At 72.2% G+C, this 16420-nt stretch carries 15 protein-coding genes; 9 read left to right on the plus strand and 6 right to left on the minus strand.

The genetic code is table 11. The features are described 5' to 3' along the window. Nucleotides 1-100 precede the first annotated feature (100 nt). The 3 genes from ACFWPS_RS04650 (at nt 101) to ACFWPS_RS04660 (ending at nt 3567) form a co-directional block, all read left to right on the plus strand. On the plus strand, nt 101-1726 hold the full coding sequence (locus ACFWPS_RS04650) for a PstS family phosphate ABC transporter substrate-binding protein (RefSeq protein ID WP_383700873.1): 1626 nt from the start codon (nt 101-103) through the stop codon (nt 1724-1726). A gap of 69 nt (nt 1727-1795) precedes the next feature. Then, the gene (locus ACFWPS_RS04655) at nt 1796-2722 is read left to right on the plus strand and encodes a hypothetical protein (protein WP_383700875.1); all 927 of its coding nucleotides are present in this window, start codon (nt 1796-1798) and stop codon (nt 2720-2722) included. 197 nt (nt 2723-2919) lie between these two features. Continuing rightward, nucleotides 2920-3567: an HAD family hydrolase gene (locus tag ACFWPS_RS04660; protein WP_383700877.1), complete on the plus strand. Its 648-nt coding sequence runs from the start codon at nt 2920-2922 to the stop codon at nt 3565-3567. Here ACFWPS_RS04660 and ACFWPS_RS04665 read toward each other — a convergent pair. Continuing rightward, entirely contained in the window at nt 3540-3794 is a 255-nt protein-coding gene (locus tag ACFWPS_RS04665) for a hypothetical protein (protein WP_383700879.1), read from the minus strand. The genes ACFWPS_RS04660 and ACFWPS_RS04665 overlap by 28 nt on opposite strands. Nucleotides 3795-3982: 188 nt before the next feature. Here ACFWPS_RS04665 and ACFWPS_RS04670 point away from each other — a divergent pair, with 188 nt between their 5' ends. Beyond that, on the plus strand, nt 3983-4366 hold the full coding sequence (locus ACFWPS_RS04670) for a cold-shock protein (RefSeq protein WP_089101875.1): 384 nt from the start codon (nt 3983-3985) through the stop codon (nt 4364-4366). 51 nt (nt 4367-4417) lie between these two features. Here the strand turns inward: ACFWPS_RS04670 and ACFWPS_RS04675 are convergent, their stop codons facing one another. From ACFWPS_RS04675 to ACFWPS_RS04690, 4 genes are all read right to left on the minus strand, one after another. Continuing rightward, nucleotides 4418-5269 (minus strand): 1,4-dihydroxy-6-naphthoate synthase, encoded by an 852-nt coding sequence (locus tag ACFWPS_RS04675; RefSeq protein WP_383700881.1) that lies wholly within the window; start codon nt 5267-5269, stop codon nt 4418-4420. Next, nucleotides 5256-6011 (minus strand): futalosine hydrolase, encoded by a 756-nt coding sequence (locus ACFWPS_RS04680; RefSeq protein ID WP_383700883.1) that lies wholly within the window; start codon nt 6009-6011, stop codon nt 5256-5258. Before ACFWPS_RS04680 ends, ACFWPS_RS04675 begins: the two co-directional genes overlap by 14 nt. Next, nucleotides 5981-6454: a DUF2771 domain-containing protein gene (locus tag ACFWPS_RS04685; RefSeq protein WP_383700886.1), complete on the minus strand. Its 474-nt coding sequence runs from the start codon at nt 6452-6454 to the stop codon at nt 5981-5983. The genes ACFWPS_RS04680 and ACFWPS_RS04685 overlap by 31 nt, the downstream gene beginning before the upstream one ends. Before the next feature lie 62 nt (nt 6455-6516). After that, a complete protein-coding gene (locus ACFWPS_RS04690; RefSeq protein WP_383701031.1) occupies nt 6517-7860 on the minus strand; it encodes an MFS transporter in 1344 nt (447 codons plus the stop codon). A 486-nt stretch (nt 7861-8346) separates the two neighbouring features. Here ACFWPS_RS04690 and ACFWPS_RS04695 point away from each other — a divergent pair, with 486 nt between their 5' ends. Further along, nucleotides 8347-9273: a DUF3027 domain-containing protein gene (locus ACFWPS_RS04695; protein WP_383700888.1), complete on the plus strand. Its 927-nt coding sequence runs from the start codon at nt 8347-8349 to the stop codon at nt 9271-9273. Between the two features lie 44 nt (nt 9274-9317). Here ACFWPS_RS04695 and ACFWPS_RS04700 read toward each other — a convergent pair whose 3' ends face one another. Continuing rightward, nucleotides 9318-10472 (minus strand): MFS transporter, encoded by a 1155-nt coding sequence (locus ACFWPS_RS04700; protein ID WP_383700890.1) that lies wholly within the window; start codon nt 10470-10472, stop codon nt 9318-9320. A 205-nt stretch (nt 10473-10677) separates the two neighbouring features. Between ACFWPS_RS04700 and ACFWPS_RS04705 the strand changes: the two genes are divergently transcribed. From ACFWPS_RS04705 to ACFWPS_RS04720, 4 genes are all read left to right on the plus strand, one after another. Further along, the gene (locus ACFWPS_RS04705; protein ID WP_383700892.1) at nt 10678-11211 is read left to right on the plus strand and encodes a hypothetical protein; all 534 of its coding nucleotides are present in this window, start codon (nt 10678-10680) and stop codon (nt 11209-11211) included. Nucleotides 11212-11268: 57 nt separating this feature from the next. Beyond that, nucleotides 11269-14385 (plus strand): sacsin N-terminal ATP-binding-like domain-containing protein, encoded by a 3117-nt coding sequence (locus tag ACFWPS_RS04710; protein ID WP_383700895.1) that lies wholly within the window; start codon nt 11269-11271, stop codon nt 14383-14385. A 130-nt stretch (nt 14386-14515) separates the two neighbouring features. Continuing rightward, on the plus strand, nt 14516-15439 hold the full coding sequence (locus ACFWPS_RS04715) for a hypothetical protein (RefSeq protein ID WP_383700897.1): 924 nt from the start codon (nt 14516-14518) through the stop codon (nt 15437-15439). A 192-nt stretch (nt 15440-15631) separates the two neighbouring features. Continuing rightward, nucleotides 15632-16417 carry a hypothetical protein gene (locus tag ACFWPS_RS04720; protein WP_383700899.1) on the plus strand — a complete coding sequence of 262 codons (786 nt, stop codon included), beginning with the start codon at nt 15632-15634 and terminating at the stop codon, nt 16415-16417. Nucleotides 16418-16420 lie beyond the last annotated feature (3 nt).

The raw sequence follows: 16420 nt of genomic DNA on the forward strand, positions 1-16420 counted from the left end.
AGTTCCGGCAACACACGGCACCCGCTCGTCACCCTGGGCTCCCTGGCAACCGCGCGATGTCAACAACACGGCGAGGCAAGGCGATTCGGGGGATGCGGTCGTGAGAACGCTCGGCGTCGAACTCAATTTCAACAACGTCGTCGCGATCTTCAGCGTCGTGATCCCGGTACTGGCGTTCGTGTGGGAGTTCGTCGTCATCCGCCGCAAGCGGCTCGGCTACCGCCTGCAGATGGACACCCTGGCCACGGACACCGCGCACGCGCCGAGCGCCGACGTGCTGGCGCGGATGCGGGACGACGGGCACGAGCTGGTGGAGCCGTCGTTCGTGCTGGTGCGGATCGAGAACGCCGGCTGGCGGGAGATCGTCTCCGGCGACTACCTGACCCCGCTCGAGGACAGGACCGGTATCCGCGTGCTGTTCCGGGACCGCCGGGTCGTCGGCATGGCCGTGACCGAACTCAGCCAGCCCGCCCTCCGCCACTTCTTCGTCACCACCCGCGACGGCAGGACCCAGGAGACCGACGGCTTCGGGAAGGACTGGGAGGACGGCTTCGGCGTCATCCGGCTGCCCAAGGTGACGCTGAACCCCGGCGCCCACTACAAGATCCTGGCGGTGCTGGAGCGCCGGGGCGGCAGCGCGCACGCGCCCTTCCCGGCGCCGGAGTTCCAGGCCGCGGTGACCGGGGGCATGGACCACTCCTTCGCCTGGGTGCGCTGGCTGGCCCGGCTCAAGCTGGCCCACACCGAGAGCCACACCTTCGCCTCCAGGCCCGCGGTGGGCGGTCTGGCCCTGCTGGCGGTGGCGGTCCTGGTCCAGGCGAGCCTGACCCTGTTCTTCCCCGCCAAGCCCGCCCCGCTGGACTGCGTCGGCGGCACGCTGCACCTGTCGGGCTCGACCGCGTTCGCACCCGCGGTGACGGCGGCGGCCAAGCAGTACACGAAACTGTGCGCGGCCAAGGGCGCGGACATCCCCATCGACGACGGCACCTTCCAGAGCAGCACCGACGGCCTCACCACGCTCCAGCAGGCCGGGAGGGCCGCCGGCATCAAGGGCGACGCGGGACTCGGCGACCACATCACCTTCACCGACGGCCCGGCGGAGGGCAACCACGCCCAGCTGCTGCCCCGGCCGGTCGTCTACTCCCTGTTCACCCTCGTCGTGAACGACGACGCCGACGTCCACAACCTCTCCCTCCAGCAGATCCGCGACATCTACGCCGGCAAGGTCAGGAACTGGTCCCAGGTCGGCGGTCACGACGTCCCCGTCCACCTGATCAACCGCCACCGCGGCTCCGGCACCCGCAACGCCCTCGAACAGCGGGTCCTCGCGGGCAAGTCGGTACCGGAGGCCGACGTCAACGACTGCGCGGCGCTCAGCTCGGACAAGTACGGCGTCTGCGAGGTCAACACCACCGACAGCCTGCTGGACGCCGTGAGCGCCGACCCCGGCGGCCTCGGCTACAGCGAGGTCAGCAGCGTGCCGGCCGGCAACCTCGGCAAGCTGGACGTCGGCGGCATGCCGCCCACCCTCGAAGGCGTCGAACAGGGCACGTACCCGTACTGGCAGACCGAGTACGCCTACACGTACGGCGAACCGCCGGCCGGCTCCATCGCCGCCGCCTTCCTGCGCTACCTCACCGACCAGGGCGGCAAGGACATCCTGCGCGAGTACGGCAACCGCCCCTGCTCGGAGACCCGCTACCCGCTGGTGTGCCGGCCGACATGAGCCGTGGCCTGCGCTACCGTCGTTCCGACGGGGTATCCAACGCAACGCACCGGCCCCGGAGGGGACTTCGTGGGTATCGAGAGCGATCAGGTCGTCTACGAGTATCTGAGCCGCGTCGGAGACATCGCGCACCAGCGCCAGCTGTCGTCGGCCGAGCGGATGCGGCTGGTCTCCGGGCTGCGCAACGACATCGACCGGCAACGGGCGAAGGCGACCGTCGACAGCCCCGCCGCGGTACGGCGCATCCTGGACCGGCTGGGCACGCCCGACGAGGTCGTCGAGGCGGCGGGGGGCACGGCGGGCAGTGCACCCCAGTCGCCGCCGGCGGCCGCGGTCCCCGCCCAGCGGGACCCGGCACCGCCCTCGCGGCCTGAGGACGCGCGCCGCGTCGTACCGCGTCCCCGGCCCGCCGAGCCGGACGATTCGGCGCCGCCGCGCGACTGGTGGCGGGTGGACAGCAGCCCGTTCGGGGACGGGGACGGGGTGCCGGGGTTCGTCGGCGGGGTGGAGATCCCCGAGCTGCTCAGCAGGCCGCGGTTCCGCAAGGAGGAGCCGGAGGACGAGCCGGGCGAGCCGGGCGAGCCGGAAAAGGCCCCCGTCGTGGAGGAGGCCGCGCCGTCCGGACGACGCCGGATCCGCGTCGTCCCCCGCCCCGGGACCGGCTGGAGCAACCCTCTTCTCCTGCTCGCCGCCGCCGCGCTCGTCGCGGGCGCGGTGCTCGGCAACTGGTTCGCGCTCGTCGTCGGCTGGGCCATCGCCTACGGGTCGCGGCGGCTCACCCCGGCGGAGACGAAGCTGGCGGTGATGTGGGTACCGGGGCTGTCCGTCGCGGCCGGGCTGGTTTGGCTGTGGGGACGCAGCGCCGGGCGGTGGGGCACCCCGATCGCCCAGGGGCAGATGAGCGGCGCGGTGGGGGAGACATGGCCGTGGGTGGTACGAGGCGCTGCGCTGGCCTCGGCCGTGTTTGTGGTGTGGCGGTCACAGAGGTCGCGGTAGCGGGCGGGCGGTGCGTTGTCGGCCGCGGGCCGGTGGGGGCTGGTCGCGCAGTTCCTCCCCCAGCCTTCGGCCGGGGGTACCCCCAGCGCCCCTTACGGGGCGCTGCAGTCGCGTCAGCGGCACCCTGCCAGCGCCGGTAAGCGTCCCCCCCCGGCCCCCAGCCCCTGCCCACCCGCACACCCTGCACAATGGCCCATATGACTTCTTGCCGCCCGCTCACCGTCGGCTTCGATCTCGACATGACCCTCATCGACTCCCGTCCGGGCATCCACGCGGCCTACCTGGCGCTCGCCGAGCGGACCGGGACGTACATCGATGCCGATCTGGCGATCACCCGGCTGGGGCCGCCGCTCGCCGAGGAGCTGATCCACTGGTTTCCGGCCGAGCGGATCGCGGAGGTGAGTGATCTGTATCGGGCCATGTACCCGGAGATCGCCATCGCGGCGACCCCCGCCATGCCGGGTGCGCGGGAGGCGATCGCCGCAGTGCGGGAGGCCGGCGGGAAGAGCGTGGTGGTCACCGCGAAGTACGAGCCGAACGCGAAGCTGCACCTCAGCCACCTCGGCATAGTCCCGGACGCCGTCGTCGGCGACCTGTGGGCCGAGCAGAAGGCGGTGGCGCTGCGCGAGCACGGCGCGGGCGCGTACGTCGGCGACCATGTCGGAGACGTACGCGGGGCGCGCAAGGCGGGAGCCCTGTCGGTGGCGGTGGCCACCGGGCCCTGCGATGCGGAGGAGCTGCGCGCGGCCGGTGCCGACGTGGTGCTCGGCGACCTCACCGAGCTGCCCGCCTGGCTGGCCGGCTACCGCGGGGACGGCTACCGGGAGGACGCCTCCCGCGCCTGACGGCGTCCGGCCGCGACCGACTGGAGCACTCCGGCGGCCGCGACCAGGAAGCCGACGCCCATGAGCATGCTCAGCAGGTACATGTACGTCGGAAAAGGCTTCGCACCGAGGAACAGCGGTATCACGGTGACGAGTGTGGCCACCGTACCGATGAAGAAGACCACGGCACCGGTACGGACCAGTCGGTCACCGGGCCCGGCGGAATTCGCTTGGGTTTTGTCACGCACTCGACCAGGGTAGTTCCCTGCCCGAAGGAACAACCGGGCGACGTCTTGTCACGCGCCCGAAGACCATTAGCCTTGGTACCGGCGGGTCGTGGTCGACCCGCCCGAGTGCTATCAAGGCCCGTTCCAGAGCTGTTGCATTCAGAAGTTTTCCGAGCAGTTTCCGACGAGATACGAGGACGAGGACAGACGTGCCTACCGGCAAGGTCAAGTGGTTCAACAGCGAGAAGGGCTTCGGCTTTCTCTCCCGCGACGACGGCGGTGACGTCTTCGTCCATTCCTCGGTTCTCCCCGACGGGGTCGACGCACTCAAGCCGGGCCAGCGCGTGGAGTTCGGCGTCGTCGCCGGTCAACGCGGTGACCAGGCACTGTCGGTGGTCCTGCTCGACCCCACTCCGTCGGTCGCCGCCGCCCAGCGCAAGAAGCCGGACGAGCTGGCCTCGATCGTGCAGGACCTGACGACCCTGCTCGAAAACATCACGCCGATGCTGGAGCGCGGCCGTTACCCGGACAAGGCCGCCGGATCGAAGATCGCCGGGCTGCTGCGCGCGGTCGCGGACCAGCTGGACGTGTAGCCGCGTAGGAGGCATATGCCTCTCGGAGGCGGGTAAGTCCCGTGCGCTTTCTTACGGGAAATCGAGTGCGTGCGGGCCGAGGGGCGGGACGAGTCCCTCGGCCGCCGCGCGGGTGAGCAGTCCGCGGACCGCCGCGTAACCGTCCTCGCCGAGTTCCGAGGTGAACTCGTTGACGTAGAGCCCGATGTGCTGGTCGGCGACGGCCGGGTCCATCTCCTGGGCGTGGGCCATGACGTACGGCCGGGAGACCTCGGGATCGTCCCAGGCCGCGTGGACGGAGGCGCGGATCGAGTCGGCGAGGCGGGTGAGCGCCTCGGTGCCGAGGGAGCGCTTGGCGATGATCGCGCCCAGCGGGATCGGCAGGCCCGTCGTGTTCTCCCAGTGCTCGCCCATGTCCGCGAGCTTGTGGAGGCCGTAGTTCTGGTAGGTGAAGCGCGCCTCGTGGATCACGAGCCCCGCGTCGACCTTCCCGTCCCGCACGGCCGGCATGATCTCGTGGAAGGGCATGACCACGATCTCGCCCACGCCACCGGGAAGGGTGTCGGCGGCCCAGAGGCGGAACAGCAGGTACGCCGTCGACCTCTCGCTCGGTACCGCGACCGTACGGCCGGTGAGGTCCGCCCCGGCCTCCCGGGTCAGCACCAGCGGCCCGCAGCCCCGCCCCAGCGCACCCCCGCAGGGCAGCAGGGCGTACTCGTCGAGGACGTACGGCAGCACGGCGTACGACACCTTCAGCGCGTCCGACTCGCCACGCTCGGCCATGCCGTTGGTGATGTCGATGTCCGCGAAGGTCACGTCGAGCGCGGGCGCGCCCGGGACGCGGCCGTGGGCGAGGGCGTCGAAGACGAAGGTGTCGTTCGGGCAGGGCGAGTACGCGATGCGCAGCGAGTCAGCGGTGGTCATGTGGGTTCCAACTCTCCAGGGCGGGCACGAGCTTCCCGAAGGCCTCGGTCAGGGCGGCCAGGGCGTCGCCGATGCGCCAGGCGGCACGGTCGCGGGGGCCGACGGGGTTGGAGACCGCGCGTATCTCCAGCACGGGCACGGCGTGTGCGGCGGCCGCCTCGGCGACGCCGAAGCCCTCCATGGCCTCGGCGAGGGCACGGGGGTGCCGGGCCAGCAGTTCGGCCGCGCGGGCGGCGGTTCCGGTCACCGTGGAGACGGTGAGCACCGCTCCGGGGTGAGCTCCGACAGCCTGGACTGTCACTCGTACGAGTGAATTTGGCGGACGGTGGCTGACGGTCCCGAAGCCCAGTTCGGTGACCGGCAGAAATCCGTCGGCCGTCTCGGCACCCAGGTCGGCCACGGTGATCTCGTCGGCGACGACCACGGAGCCGACGGGCGCCATCGGCTGGAAACCGCCGGCGATCCCGGCGGAGACGACCAGCGCGTAGGGGCGGCCGTCGAGGGCGGCGGCGGTGAGGGCGGTCGCGGTGCCGGCGGCGGCCAGGGCCGGTCCGACCCCGGCGGCGAGGAGGTCGTACCCCGCGCGGGTGCGGTGCAGCAGGGCCGAGCCCGGCAGCCGCACCTCGCTCGTCCCGCCCGGGAACGCCCTGGCCACCGCGTCCCGTTCGGCCGGGACCGCGGTGGCTACGAGAACGCGTGCGGCGGACGTGGTCAGGCGTCCTTCTTGAGCTTGAAGGACCACAGACCCAGCACCGACTTGTCGCCCTCCTTGATGGAGACGAGGGTCGAGTTGCCGGAGGCGCCGTACTGGGCGTTGAAGAACACGCTGCCCGGGATGGTGCGGTAGGTCTTGGTGCTGGAGTCGGTGAGCGCCTGACCGTTCATCAGGATCGTCCAGCCGCTGTCCGCGATCTTCGGGTCGACGCCGAAGCGGACCGTGTCGTCCGGGTCCACCTTGATGGACTTGATCCCGGTGTCCTTCAGGCACTTCGTGAGGGAGGCCGTGTCCAGGGCCTTGCCGTCGTTGTAGCAGGTGGCCTCGGAGTTGACCGAGTTCGTGCCGACGGTGATCGTGGCGATCGGCGTCGGCTTGTCACAGGCCGACAGGACGAGCAGTCCGGCGGAAACGGCGCCGGCGGCGGCGACGACGCGGCGGCGTCGCGAGCGGGAGTGCAGCGTGGTCATGGCCGAAGGCTATCGGGCACTCTCGGCCGTCTCCCCATGTGGGGTACGGCGTGCCCGGTTCGTTACGCCACTCGCGGTCTGGGGTGGGTGCCGTGCCGGGCGGAGCCGAGCAGGCCGCGCAGGGTGGCCAGCCAGCCGGCCGCCACGATCGCGGCGGCCACCACCAGTCCCAGGGTGCCGTTCAGCGGCATCACGATGCCCACCGCGCCGCCGAACACCCAGGCCACCTGGAGCAGCGTCTCCGAACGGGCGAACGCGGACGTGCGCACCAGTTCCGGCACGTCCCGCTGGATCAGCGCGTCCAGGGACAGCTTGGCCAGCGCCTGCCCGAAACCGGCCACCGCCGCCAGCACCGCCACCAGGAAGGCGCCGAAGAACAGGGCCGCGACGATCGCCGTACCCAGCACCAGGGCCACCGCCGCCACGATGATGATCTCCGGCGCCCGGGAGCGCAGCCACGATCCCACCGCCGTACCGAGCGCGTTGCCGACGCCCGCCGCCACCCCCACTATCCCCAGCGACACGGCCGCGCTCTCGCCGGTCAGCGGGTGCTCGCGGAGCAGGAACGCCAGGAAGAAGATCAGGAAGCCGGAGAGGCAGCGCAGGGCGGCGTTGGCGCCGAGGGCATGGGTGACGGCGGGCCCGACCGTCCGCAGCCCCGGCCGCTTCGTCCCTTTCCGCAGCGGGCCGTGCAGATGCTCCTCGTCGGCGGCGAGCAGCGCCACGTCCTCGCCCTTGGCCGAGTCGACCTTCGGGGGGAGGGTGAAGGAGAGAAACGTCCCGGCAACGAAGATCACGAAGGCGCCGTAGAGCGGCCAGGGGTCACCGACGGCGTGCAGCCCGGCCCCGATCGGGGCGGCGACGCCGGTGGCGAGGAGCCCCGCGAGGGTGACCCGCGAGTTGGCCTTCACCAGTGAGAACCGGGGCGGGAGGAGTCTGGGCACGACGGCACTGCGCACCACGCCGTACGCCTTCGACGCGACCAGCACCCCGAGCGCGGCCGGATACAGCTCCAGGCTGCCGCTGGCCACCGCGCCCGAGATGATCAGCGCGAGCAGCGCCCGGGCGAGCATCGCGCCGGCCATCGCGGCCCGGCGGCCGTGCGGGAGGCGGTCGAGGAGGGGGCCGATGACCGGGGCGAGGACGGTGAAGGGCGCCATCGTGATGGCGAGGTAGAGGGCGACCCGCCCCCGGGCCTCGTCGGTGGGCACGGAGAAGAACACGGTGGAGGCGAGCGCGACGGTGATCATCACGTCCCCCGCGCCGTTGACCGCATGCAGCTCGATCAGTTTCCCCAGCCCGGACTCGCCGGCGCCGTGCGCGTGGGTGGCCTTGCGGATGCCGCGGGCGGTTCCGGTCACCGGGAGGTGCAGGGCACGCCCGACGGAGCGGACGGCACCGCGCATCCGGCCCGCACCGCTACCGGCCCCGACGGCGCGTTGGGGTGACCTCGCGGTTGCCACGTGCTTCATAGTGCCCTGAGAGTGCAGTTCCCAGTGCACTTTGTGGCCAAGCGAGTCGTAGGGGAGCCCTGGGGTGGGGCGGGGGGTTTCGCTTACCGGCGCGAGTGCGGCGCCCCGTAAGGGGCGCGGGGCCCCAGCTGATATGCGGGTCCGCCGCGTGGGCGCGAGCAACCCCCACTCACCCGCACCCGAAAGACGACCCGCCCCCACCCCCCGCGGCTCTCCCCTCCCCCGCAGGCACGCCGGACTGTCCCCATCCACCGGCGACGGGGTAGCGTGCCTATCTCAGCCATAAAGCAGAATGGATGGCATAGGTGCGCCCGAGCGCGATCGGACGCGGACGTCGATGCGGCCCACAGGTCCGCTCCGTCCGCCCCACCGCCGGAGGCAACCGCACTCGTGAGACGGCGTAGGAGAGAAGCGATACCTGTGAGCGCAGCGACAACGCGAAGCCGCACCCCCGACCGTCTGTGCGCCGAGGCCGTCGACCTCGCCCGTGGAGCCGCCGAGGAGGCCGCCGCACCGGGGGTGGTCGGTGAGCACGCCGGAGCGGTGGCCGAGGGCGATCGCGTGGTCACGCACTTCTTCGAGTGCAAGGAACTGGGATACCGCGGCTGGCGCTGGGCGGTGACCGTGGCCCGCGCCTCCCGCGCCAAGGTCGTCACCCTGGACGAGGTGGTCCTCCTCCCCGGCCCCGACGCCCTCCTCGCCCCCGAGTGGGTGCCGTGGAGCGAGCGGCTGCGCCCCGGCGACATGGGCCCCGGCGACCTGCTGCCCACCGAGGCCGAGGACCTCCGCCTGGAGCCCGGCTACACCGGCGAGGACGAGCCGGAGCCGAACTCCCCGATCTCGGAGGAGATGGAGGAGCTGGCGGAGGCGGAGGACGCCGAGGTCACCGCGGGCACGCCCGCGCACCTGCCGACGGTTCCCTCCCGCGGCACGATCGCCTCGATCGCCGAGGAACTCGGCATGCGCCGGGCCCGGGTCCTGTCCCGCTACGGCCTGCACGTCGCCGCCGACCGCTGGGAGGAGTCGTTCGGCGCCAAGACCCCCATGGCCCAGGCGGCCCCCGCGACCTGCGTGAGCTGCGGCTTCCTCACCCCCATCGGCGGCTCCCTCGGCCAGGCCTTCGGTGTCTGCGCCAACGAGTTCTCCCCGGCCGACGGCCGGGTCGTCTCCCTCTCCTACGGCTGCGGCGGCCACTCGGAGGCCGCCGTCATGCCGAAGACACCCCAGCCGGCCCCGCCGGTCATCGACGAGACGAGAGTCGACCCCTTCCCGCTCCGCCCCGCCTCCGACTCCGGTTCGGTACCGGCGACGGAGGACGAGACGTCGGCGGAGCTGGGCCACTCGTAGCGGGCCGGCGCCTCGCCGGCCGGGGTCTGTCCGGCCGGGCTGCGTCACGTACGCCCCGGCAGGCCGGACCCCGCCGCCAGGAGGAGCGCGCCGGCCGCCGCGGCCAGGGCCACCAGGAGGGCGCCCCCGGAGCCGTGGGTCTCGGCCAGCGGGCCGGAGGCGGCTTGGCCGGCTGCCGTGCCCAGGGGACCCGCGGCGCAGAGGATCGTCATCGCCGTCGCGGCCCGGTCCGGCGGGGCGAGGCGATCGGTCAGGGCGTAGAGGGTGATCATGTACGGCGCGACGGTGAGGCTCGCCACCGGCACGGCGACGGGCAGCGGGACCAGGCGGGCTCCCGCGCACAGCACCAGCATGCCGACGAAGAGCGCCGCGGCGAAGGTGACGTACCGTGCGCGCAGGGCGAACCGTGACGGCAGCCAGGCGCAGGCCGCTCCGGCCAGGGCGCTGCCGATGCCGAACTCGGCGTACACGAGCCCGGCGGCGCCCGGCTCGCCGGTCGTGCCGGCGTACACCGTGACCGCCGTCTGCACCGCGCCGAAGACCGTGCCCATCGCCGCCATCGCCAGGGACACGCCCGCCAGCGGCCCCAGAGGCAGAGGCGAACGTCGTTCCTCGCGCCGGCTCGCCGAACCGGTGCCGGCGTAGCGCAGGGAGAACGGCAGGGTGGCCGCCGCCAGCAGGAGCACGGTCGTCATGGCCGGTGCGAGGGCGGAGACCGCCGTCAGGGCGCCGACCAGCGCCGGGCCCGCCACGAAGCCCAACTCGTCGGCGGCCGACTCGTAGGAGAGGGCGGTGGCGAGCAGTCGGGGTTCGCGGACCAGACGGGACCAGCGCACGCGGACGAGCGGGCCGATCTGGGGCTGGGTCAGGCCCACCAGACCCGCGGCGACGAGCATGCCCGCCCTGCTGCCGTTGCTCGCGGCCAACAGGGCCGTCCAGGCCGCGATGTTGGCGAGCGTGGCAAGGGAGCCGACGCGGCGGTGACCGTACCGGTCGGCCAGGGTCCCGACCACCGGGCCGCCTGCGGCGGTTGCGACGCTCTGCGCCGCACTGCAGAAACCGGCGAAGGCGTAACTGCGGGTCGAGGACTGCAACAGGATGAGGGTGGCGAGGGCTGAGGAGGCGTACGGCAGGCGGGCCAGGAAGCCCAGCGGGAAGAAGCCCACGCCTGCCACGCGCAGCAGGGAGCGGTACGGCACTGATGTCTCCATCGGGCATGTCGAGGAGACGCGCCACCCAGCCACCAACGCGTCGACAGAACCCGATTCTGCGCCCCAAGGTACGCGCCAGGCCCCGTCCGTGTGAGGGGACCCGTGTGCCCGGCGTGGTCGTTTCGCGTGGGCGCGCCCCGCTTCGAGAGTGGGGTGCCGCATCTGCCAGTGACCCTCTCTCGAAGGAGAACCCATGCCCGGCCTGCCCCCCATCGGCGCCGAGATCCCGTGCAGCATGCTCGGGATCAACACCCCGCTCAAGCTCAAGGACTCCCTGGTCAGCGTCGACTTCCGAGGGGGTATCAAGCACCGGATCGACGTCAACCCCGAGGACCCGATCAACAGCGTCCGGATGCGCACGATCGGCTTCAGGATCACGGCGGAGCTGCCGTCGGACAACGGAGCGGGCAGCGGAACCATCACCATCGAGCAGGACGACGTCGACGTCGACGCGAAGAGCCTGCTCAGGCAGACCCAGCAGTTCCCGCCCAAGTACGAGAGCGTCTGGGTGCTTCCCTTCAGCATGACCATCGACCGGCCGGACAACGGCGGGACCCAGGTCCTGACCACCAAGGCCCCGGCCATGCTCGTCGCCCAGCTCACCCAGTACCCGCCGCGAGGCGACCTGTACCAGCTGCAGAACCCCGTCGACCTGGTGGACATGGAGCAGCCCGACGTCACGGTCGCCACGCTCCAGAAGCTCCCGGTCAAGGTCGGCGGCCTCTGACCGACGCTCCCCCGGTGAGGCGGTACCTTCGTGCTCACGCCGATGAGGAGAGACAACGTGAGCAAGTTCGTGCGGCCCGCAGCCGAGGGTGCCGACCCGTTCGGGACCGCCCGTCTTGGGCGAGGTGTCCTCGACGCCTGGGCCACCAGCCCCGCCCGGTTCCGGGAGGACGCCAACGCCGAGGAGGACCTGGTCCTCGGCGGGTACCGGGACCGGCTCGTCGTGGAGCTCGCGCAGAACGCCGCCGACGCGGCCGCCCGCGCCGGTGTCCCCGGCCGGTTCCGGCTCACCCTCCGCGACGGCGTCCTGTTCGCCGCCAACACCGGCGCCCCGCTGGACGCGGCCGGCGTCGAGTCCCTCTCCACCCTGCGCGCCTCCGCGAAGCGCGGGGACGACGACAGCGCCGTCGGACGGTTCGGCGTCGGGTTCGCCGCCGTGCTGGCGGTCACGGACGAGCCCGCGGTCGTCGGGCGGCACGGCGGGGTCCGCTGGTCCCTCGCCGAGGCCCGGGAACTGGCCGAGGAGACCGCCCGGCACAGCCCGGGGCTGGGGGACGAGATCCGTCGGCGTGACGGTCATGTCCCCCTCCTCCGGCTCCCGTTCGCCGCCGAGGGCACCGCCCCGGACCCGTACGACACGGTCGTGATCCTGCCGCTCAGGGACACCGCGGCGGCCGATCTCGCCGAGCGGCTTCTCGACGCCGTGGACGACGCGCTGCTCCTCGCCCTCCCCGGTCTTGAGGAGGTCGTGGTCGAGAAGGACACCGTGCGCACCCTGCGCCGCCGCACCGACGGCGCGCTCACCGTCGTAGAGGATTCGCGGGAGGGTACGACCCGCTGGCGTACCGTCTCGGCGCACGGCCCGCTCACCCCCGACCTGCTCGCCGACCGGCCGGTCGAGGAGCGGCTGCGGCCGCACTGGTCGCTGACCTGGGCCGTGCCCACGGACGGCCAGGGCGGCCCCGACCGGCCGCGCACCGCCGCCGTCGTGCACGCCCCCACCCCGAGCGACGAGCCCCTCGGGGTGCCCGCCCTGCTCATCGCCTCCTTCCCCCTCGACACCACCCGCCGGCACGCCGCCCCCGGCCCGCTCACCGACTTCCTGGTGCAGCGCGCGGCCGACGCGTACGCCGAACTCCTCGCCGACTGGCGGCCGGTGGGGGAGGCGATCATCCACCTGGTGCCCGGCCCGCTCGGCAAGGGCGAGCTGGACGGCGCGCTGCGCCAGGCGGTCCTGGAGCGGCTGCCGCGCACCGCGTTCCTGCCGCCCGCCGTCGAGGCCGGCGACGACAGCGAGCTGCCCGAGGCGCTGCGGCCGCGCGACGCCGAGATCGTGGAGGGGGCGGGGGCCGACACGGTCCGCGTGCTCGCCGAGGTGCTGCCCACGCTGCTGCCCGCCGGTCTCGAACGCCGTGTCGAGCTGCGTACGTTGGGCGTCGCCCGCCTTCCGCTCGCCGACGCCGTCGACCGCCTGGCCGGTCTGGAGAAGGACCCGGACTGGTGGTGGCGGCTCTACGACAGCCTCGCGGGCGTCGACCCGGACCGGCTCTCCGGCCTGGCGGTGCCGCTCGCGGACGGAAGGACCACCATCGGTCCCCGTCAGGTGCTGCTCCCCACCCCGGACGCGACGGCCATCGACCCCGAGGTGCTCGCCCGGCTCGGTCTCAAGGTCGCCCACGAGGACGCCGCCCACCCGCTCCTGGAGAAGCTCGGCGCCCTGCCCGCGTCCCCGCGCGCGGTCCTCACCACCCCGCAGGTGCGGGCGGCGGTCGCGGCCTCGCTGGACGACGAGGGGGGCGCGCTCTGGGAGGAGGACGCCCCGGACGCCGAGGAGCTGGCGGACACCGTGCTCGCGCTGGTGCGGGACGCCGGCCTGGAGCCCGGGGACGAGCCGTGGCTGGGCGCGCTGGCACTCCCGGACGAGGACGGCGAGCTGGCGCCGGCCGGTGAACTCGTCTTCCCCGGCAGCTCCTTCGCCCGGATCATCCGCGAGGGCGAACTGGCCGCCGTGGACGCCGACCTGGCCGGGAAGTGGGGCGAAGGCCCGCTCGCCGCCTGCGGGGTCCTTGCCAACTTCGCGCTCGTCCGCGCCACCGACGTCGTCCTCGACCCGGACGAACTGGAGCCCCGCGAGGGCGACTTCGCGGAACCTGATGACGCGGGCCTCCTTGACGCCGTGGACGTCTGGTGCGAGGACATCCTCGACCGCTTCCCGGACACCCCCGTGCCGCCGGTCGCCACCGAGCTGATCGCCGTCCGAGACCTCGACCTCGTCGACGAGGACCACTGGCCCGAGGCCCTCGCCCTGCTCGCCCAGCCGCCCCTGCGCGACGCCCTCACCCAGCCGGTCCGCATCCTGCTCCCCGACGGCACGCACGAGGTCGTACGGCCGTACACGGCGTGGTGGCTGCGCGGGCACCCGGTCCTCGACGGCCGCCGCCCCGCCGGTCTGCTGGCCTCCGGCGGCGACCCGCTGTTGCGCGGCCTCTACGAGGAGGCCGACGCGACCGGCTTCGGGGACGAGCAGGTACTGCGGGCGCTGGGTGTACGGACCTCGGTGGCCGCCCTCCTGGACGAGCCCGGCGGCGCCGCCGAACTCCTCGACCGCCTCGCCGACCCGGACCGCTCGGTCACCGGCGCCCAGCTGCACGCGCTGTACGGCGCGGTGGCGGACCTGGACCCCGAGCAGGTGACGCTCCCCGACGAGCTGCGGGCGGTGCTCGACGGCCGGGTGGAGGTCGTGGACGCGGCGGACGCGGTGGTCGTCGACTCACCCGATCTGCTGCCCTTCACCTCCGGTGTCCCGCTGCTCCCCGTGCGGCCGTCCCGGGCCGCCGAGCTGGCCGAGCTGTTCCAGGTGCGGCGGCTGAGCGAGTCGGTGACGGGGTCGGTGGACTCGGAGGGCACGGAGCACGACGTCCCCGAGCCGGTGCACGTCCTGCTCGGCCCGCGCACCCCGCGGACGTACGTCGAGCACGAGGAGCTGGTGGTCGACGGCGTCGAGATCGACTGGCGCCTCACCGGCGACGGTGTCCTGCACGCCGCGACCCTGGAGGGCGTGGCGGCCGGTCTGGCCTGGGCGGCCGGGCAGTGGCCGCGCCGCTTCGAGGTGGCGGCACTGCTGGAGGACCCGTCCCGGACGGAGGAGCTGGCACGGGACCGCTGGTTCGACTGAGCCGCCGTTCGCAAGGGCCCGCGACAGTTTCCGCGCACAACTTTCAAAAGTCGTACAACCTTTGTTCCCCTGCGGCGATCTGAAAGGCGAGTCATCCAGACTCGCCTTTCACTTCCATGCAGGGGAACGCATGCGTATACGCGCCACTGTGGCCGCCGTCTCCGGCGCCCTGGCACTCTCCGCCTTCGCGATGCCGGCCGCGCACGCCGCCGGCGGCTCGTCCTTCGGCAGCGACGCGACGAAGCTCTTCGCGGCTGCGCACTCGGCGACTGGCAAGACCGCGTACACCGCCACCACCGCGGACGACGACGCTCCGTACGCCATGAACGTCACCTTCTCCGACGTCAAGATCGCCAAGGCGGTCACGGTCGGGACGACCGCCCACGTCGCCACGTCGGTCACCTACACGCTGACCCACGACGCCGATGTCGACATCACCGCCGCGGACTTCTTCTCGGGCGCCTACATCTACAAGGGCTCCTACGACGACCCGGCCAACTTCCTGATCGGCGACGACCCGGCGAAGTGCACGGTCACCTCGGCGACCACCGCCAGCTGCAAGGGCAACATCGACATCTACCCGGGCGACGGCGAGCTGTTCAACTCCGACGCCGGCCTCTGGCACGCCGGTGCCCTGGCCATCGCGTACAACGGCCAGGACCCGACCAGCAGCGACTTCGACATCACCAAGGTCGGCTACGCCGACCAGGGCGCCCTCGGCAGCACCCAGGTCCAGCGCCTGTCGAAGCTGACGGTCAACGCCACCCCGGAGCCGGTGAAGAAGGGCAAGACCATCACGGTCACCGGCAAGCTGTCCCGCGCCAACTGGGAGGACGGCAAGTACCACGGCTACACCGGCCAGTCCGTGCGGCTGCAGTTCCGCAAGAAGGGCACCAGCACCTACACCAACGTCAAGGGCATCAAGTCGTCCTCGACCGGCACCCTGAAGACGACGACCAAGGCGACGGTGGACGGCTACTACCGCTTCTCCTTCGTCGGCACCTCCACGACCCCGGCGGTCAACGCGACGGGTGACTACGTCGACGTGAAGTAGCGGCACGGAGTAGCACCGAGCAGGACCGGGAGTAATCCCAAGGAGACGTAATCCGGTTGCAAAAGAAACAAAATCTGACCGGATTACGTCTCACTCGTACAACCTCACTCACCCCTCGTGGATCTGATCACCGAGTCAACAGACTCCCTAGATCACTTGGGCCTCGCGCCCACTGTTCCCACTGGGGAATTCATGCGCATTCGTGCCACTGTGGCCGCCGCCTCCGGCGCCCTGGCCCTCACCGCGTTCGTCGCCCCGGCCGCGCACGCCGCCGGCAGCAAGCCGGACGTCACCTTCTCCAACATGAAGATCAACAAGGGCAGCAGCATGGTCGTCGGCACGACCAAGGCCTCCTTCTCGGTCACGTACACCGTGACGCACGCGGCGAGCCTGCCCGCGACCGACTTCGCCACCGGCCCGGTCATCTACCGCGGCACCTCCGTGACGGCGCCGAGCGACCTCTTCGCCAGCGACGACCCGGGCACCTGCACCGCCGCTTCCTCGACTGTTCTCAACTGCAAGGCCACGCTCGCCTTCACGGTCGGCGGGGACGCGGACCTGGACAACTCCGAGGCGGGCTCCTGGTCGGTCGGCGGTGTCGCCGCCGACGCGGACAGCAACGTGAAGTGGGTCGGCGGCCTGGGCACCACCAAGGTCCTGCGCGCCACGAAGCTGACGGCCAACGCCACCCCCGAGCCGGTCAAGAAGGGCAAGACCATCACGGTCACCGGCTCCCTGACCCGCGCCAACTGGAACACCCACAAGTACGGCGCCTACGCCAGCCAGTCGGTGAAGCTCCAGTTCCGCAAGAAGGGCTCCAGCACCTACACCACGCTGAAGACCATCAAGTCGTCCTCCACGGGCGCCCTGAAGACCACGACCACGGCGTCGGCCGACGGTTACTTCCGTTACTCCTTCGCGGGCACCTCGACCAGCCCGGCGGTCAGCGCCACGGGCGACTACGTCGACGTGCAGTAAGCC

Origin of the sequence: Streptomyces sp. NPDC058457, assembly GCF_042720695.1 — a bacterium.
Taxonomy (GTDB): domain Bacteria; phylum Actinomycetota; class Actinomycetes; order Streptomycetales; family Streptomycetaceae; genus Streptomyces.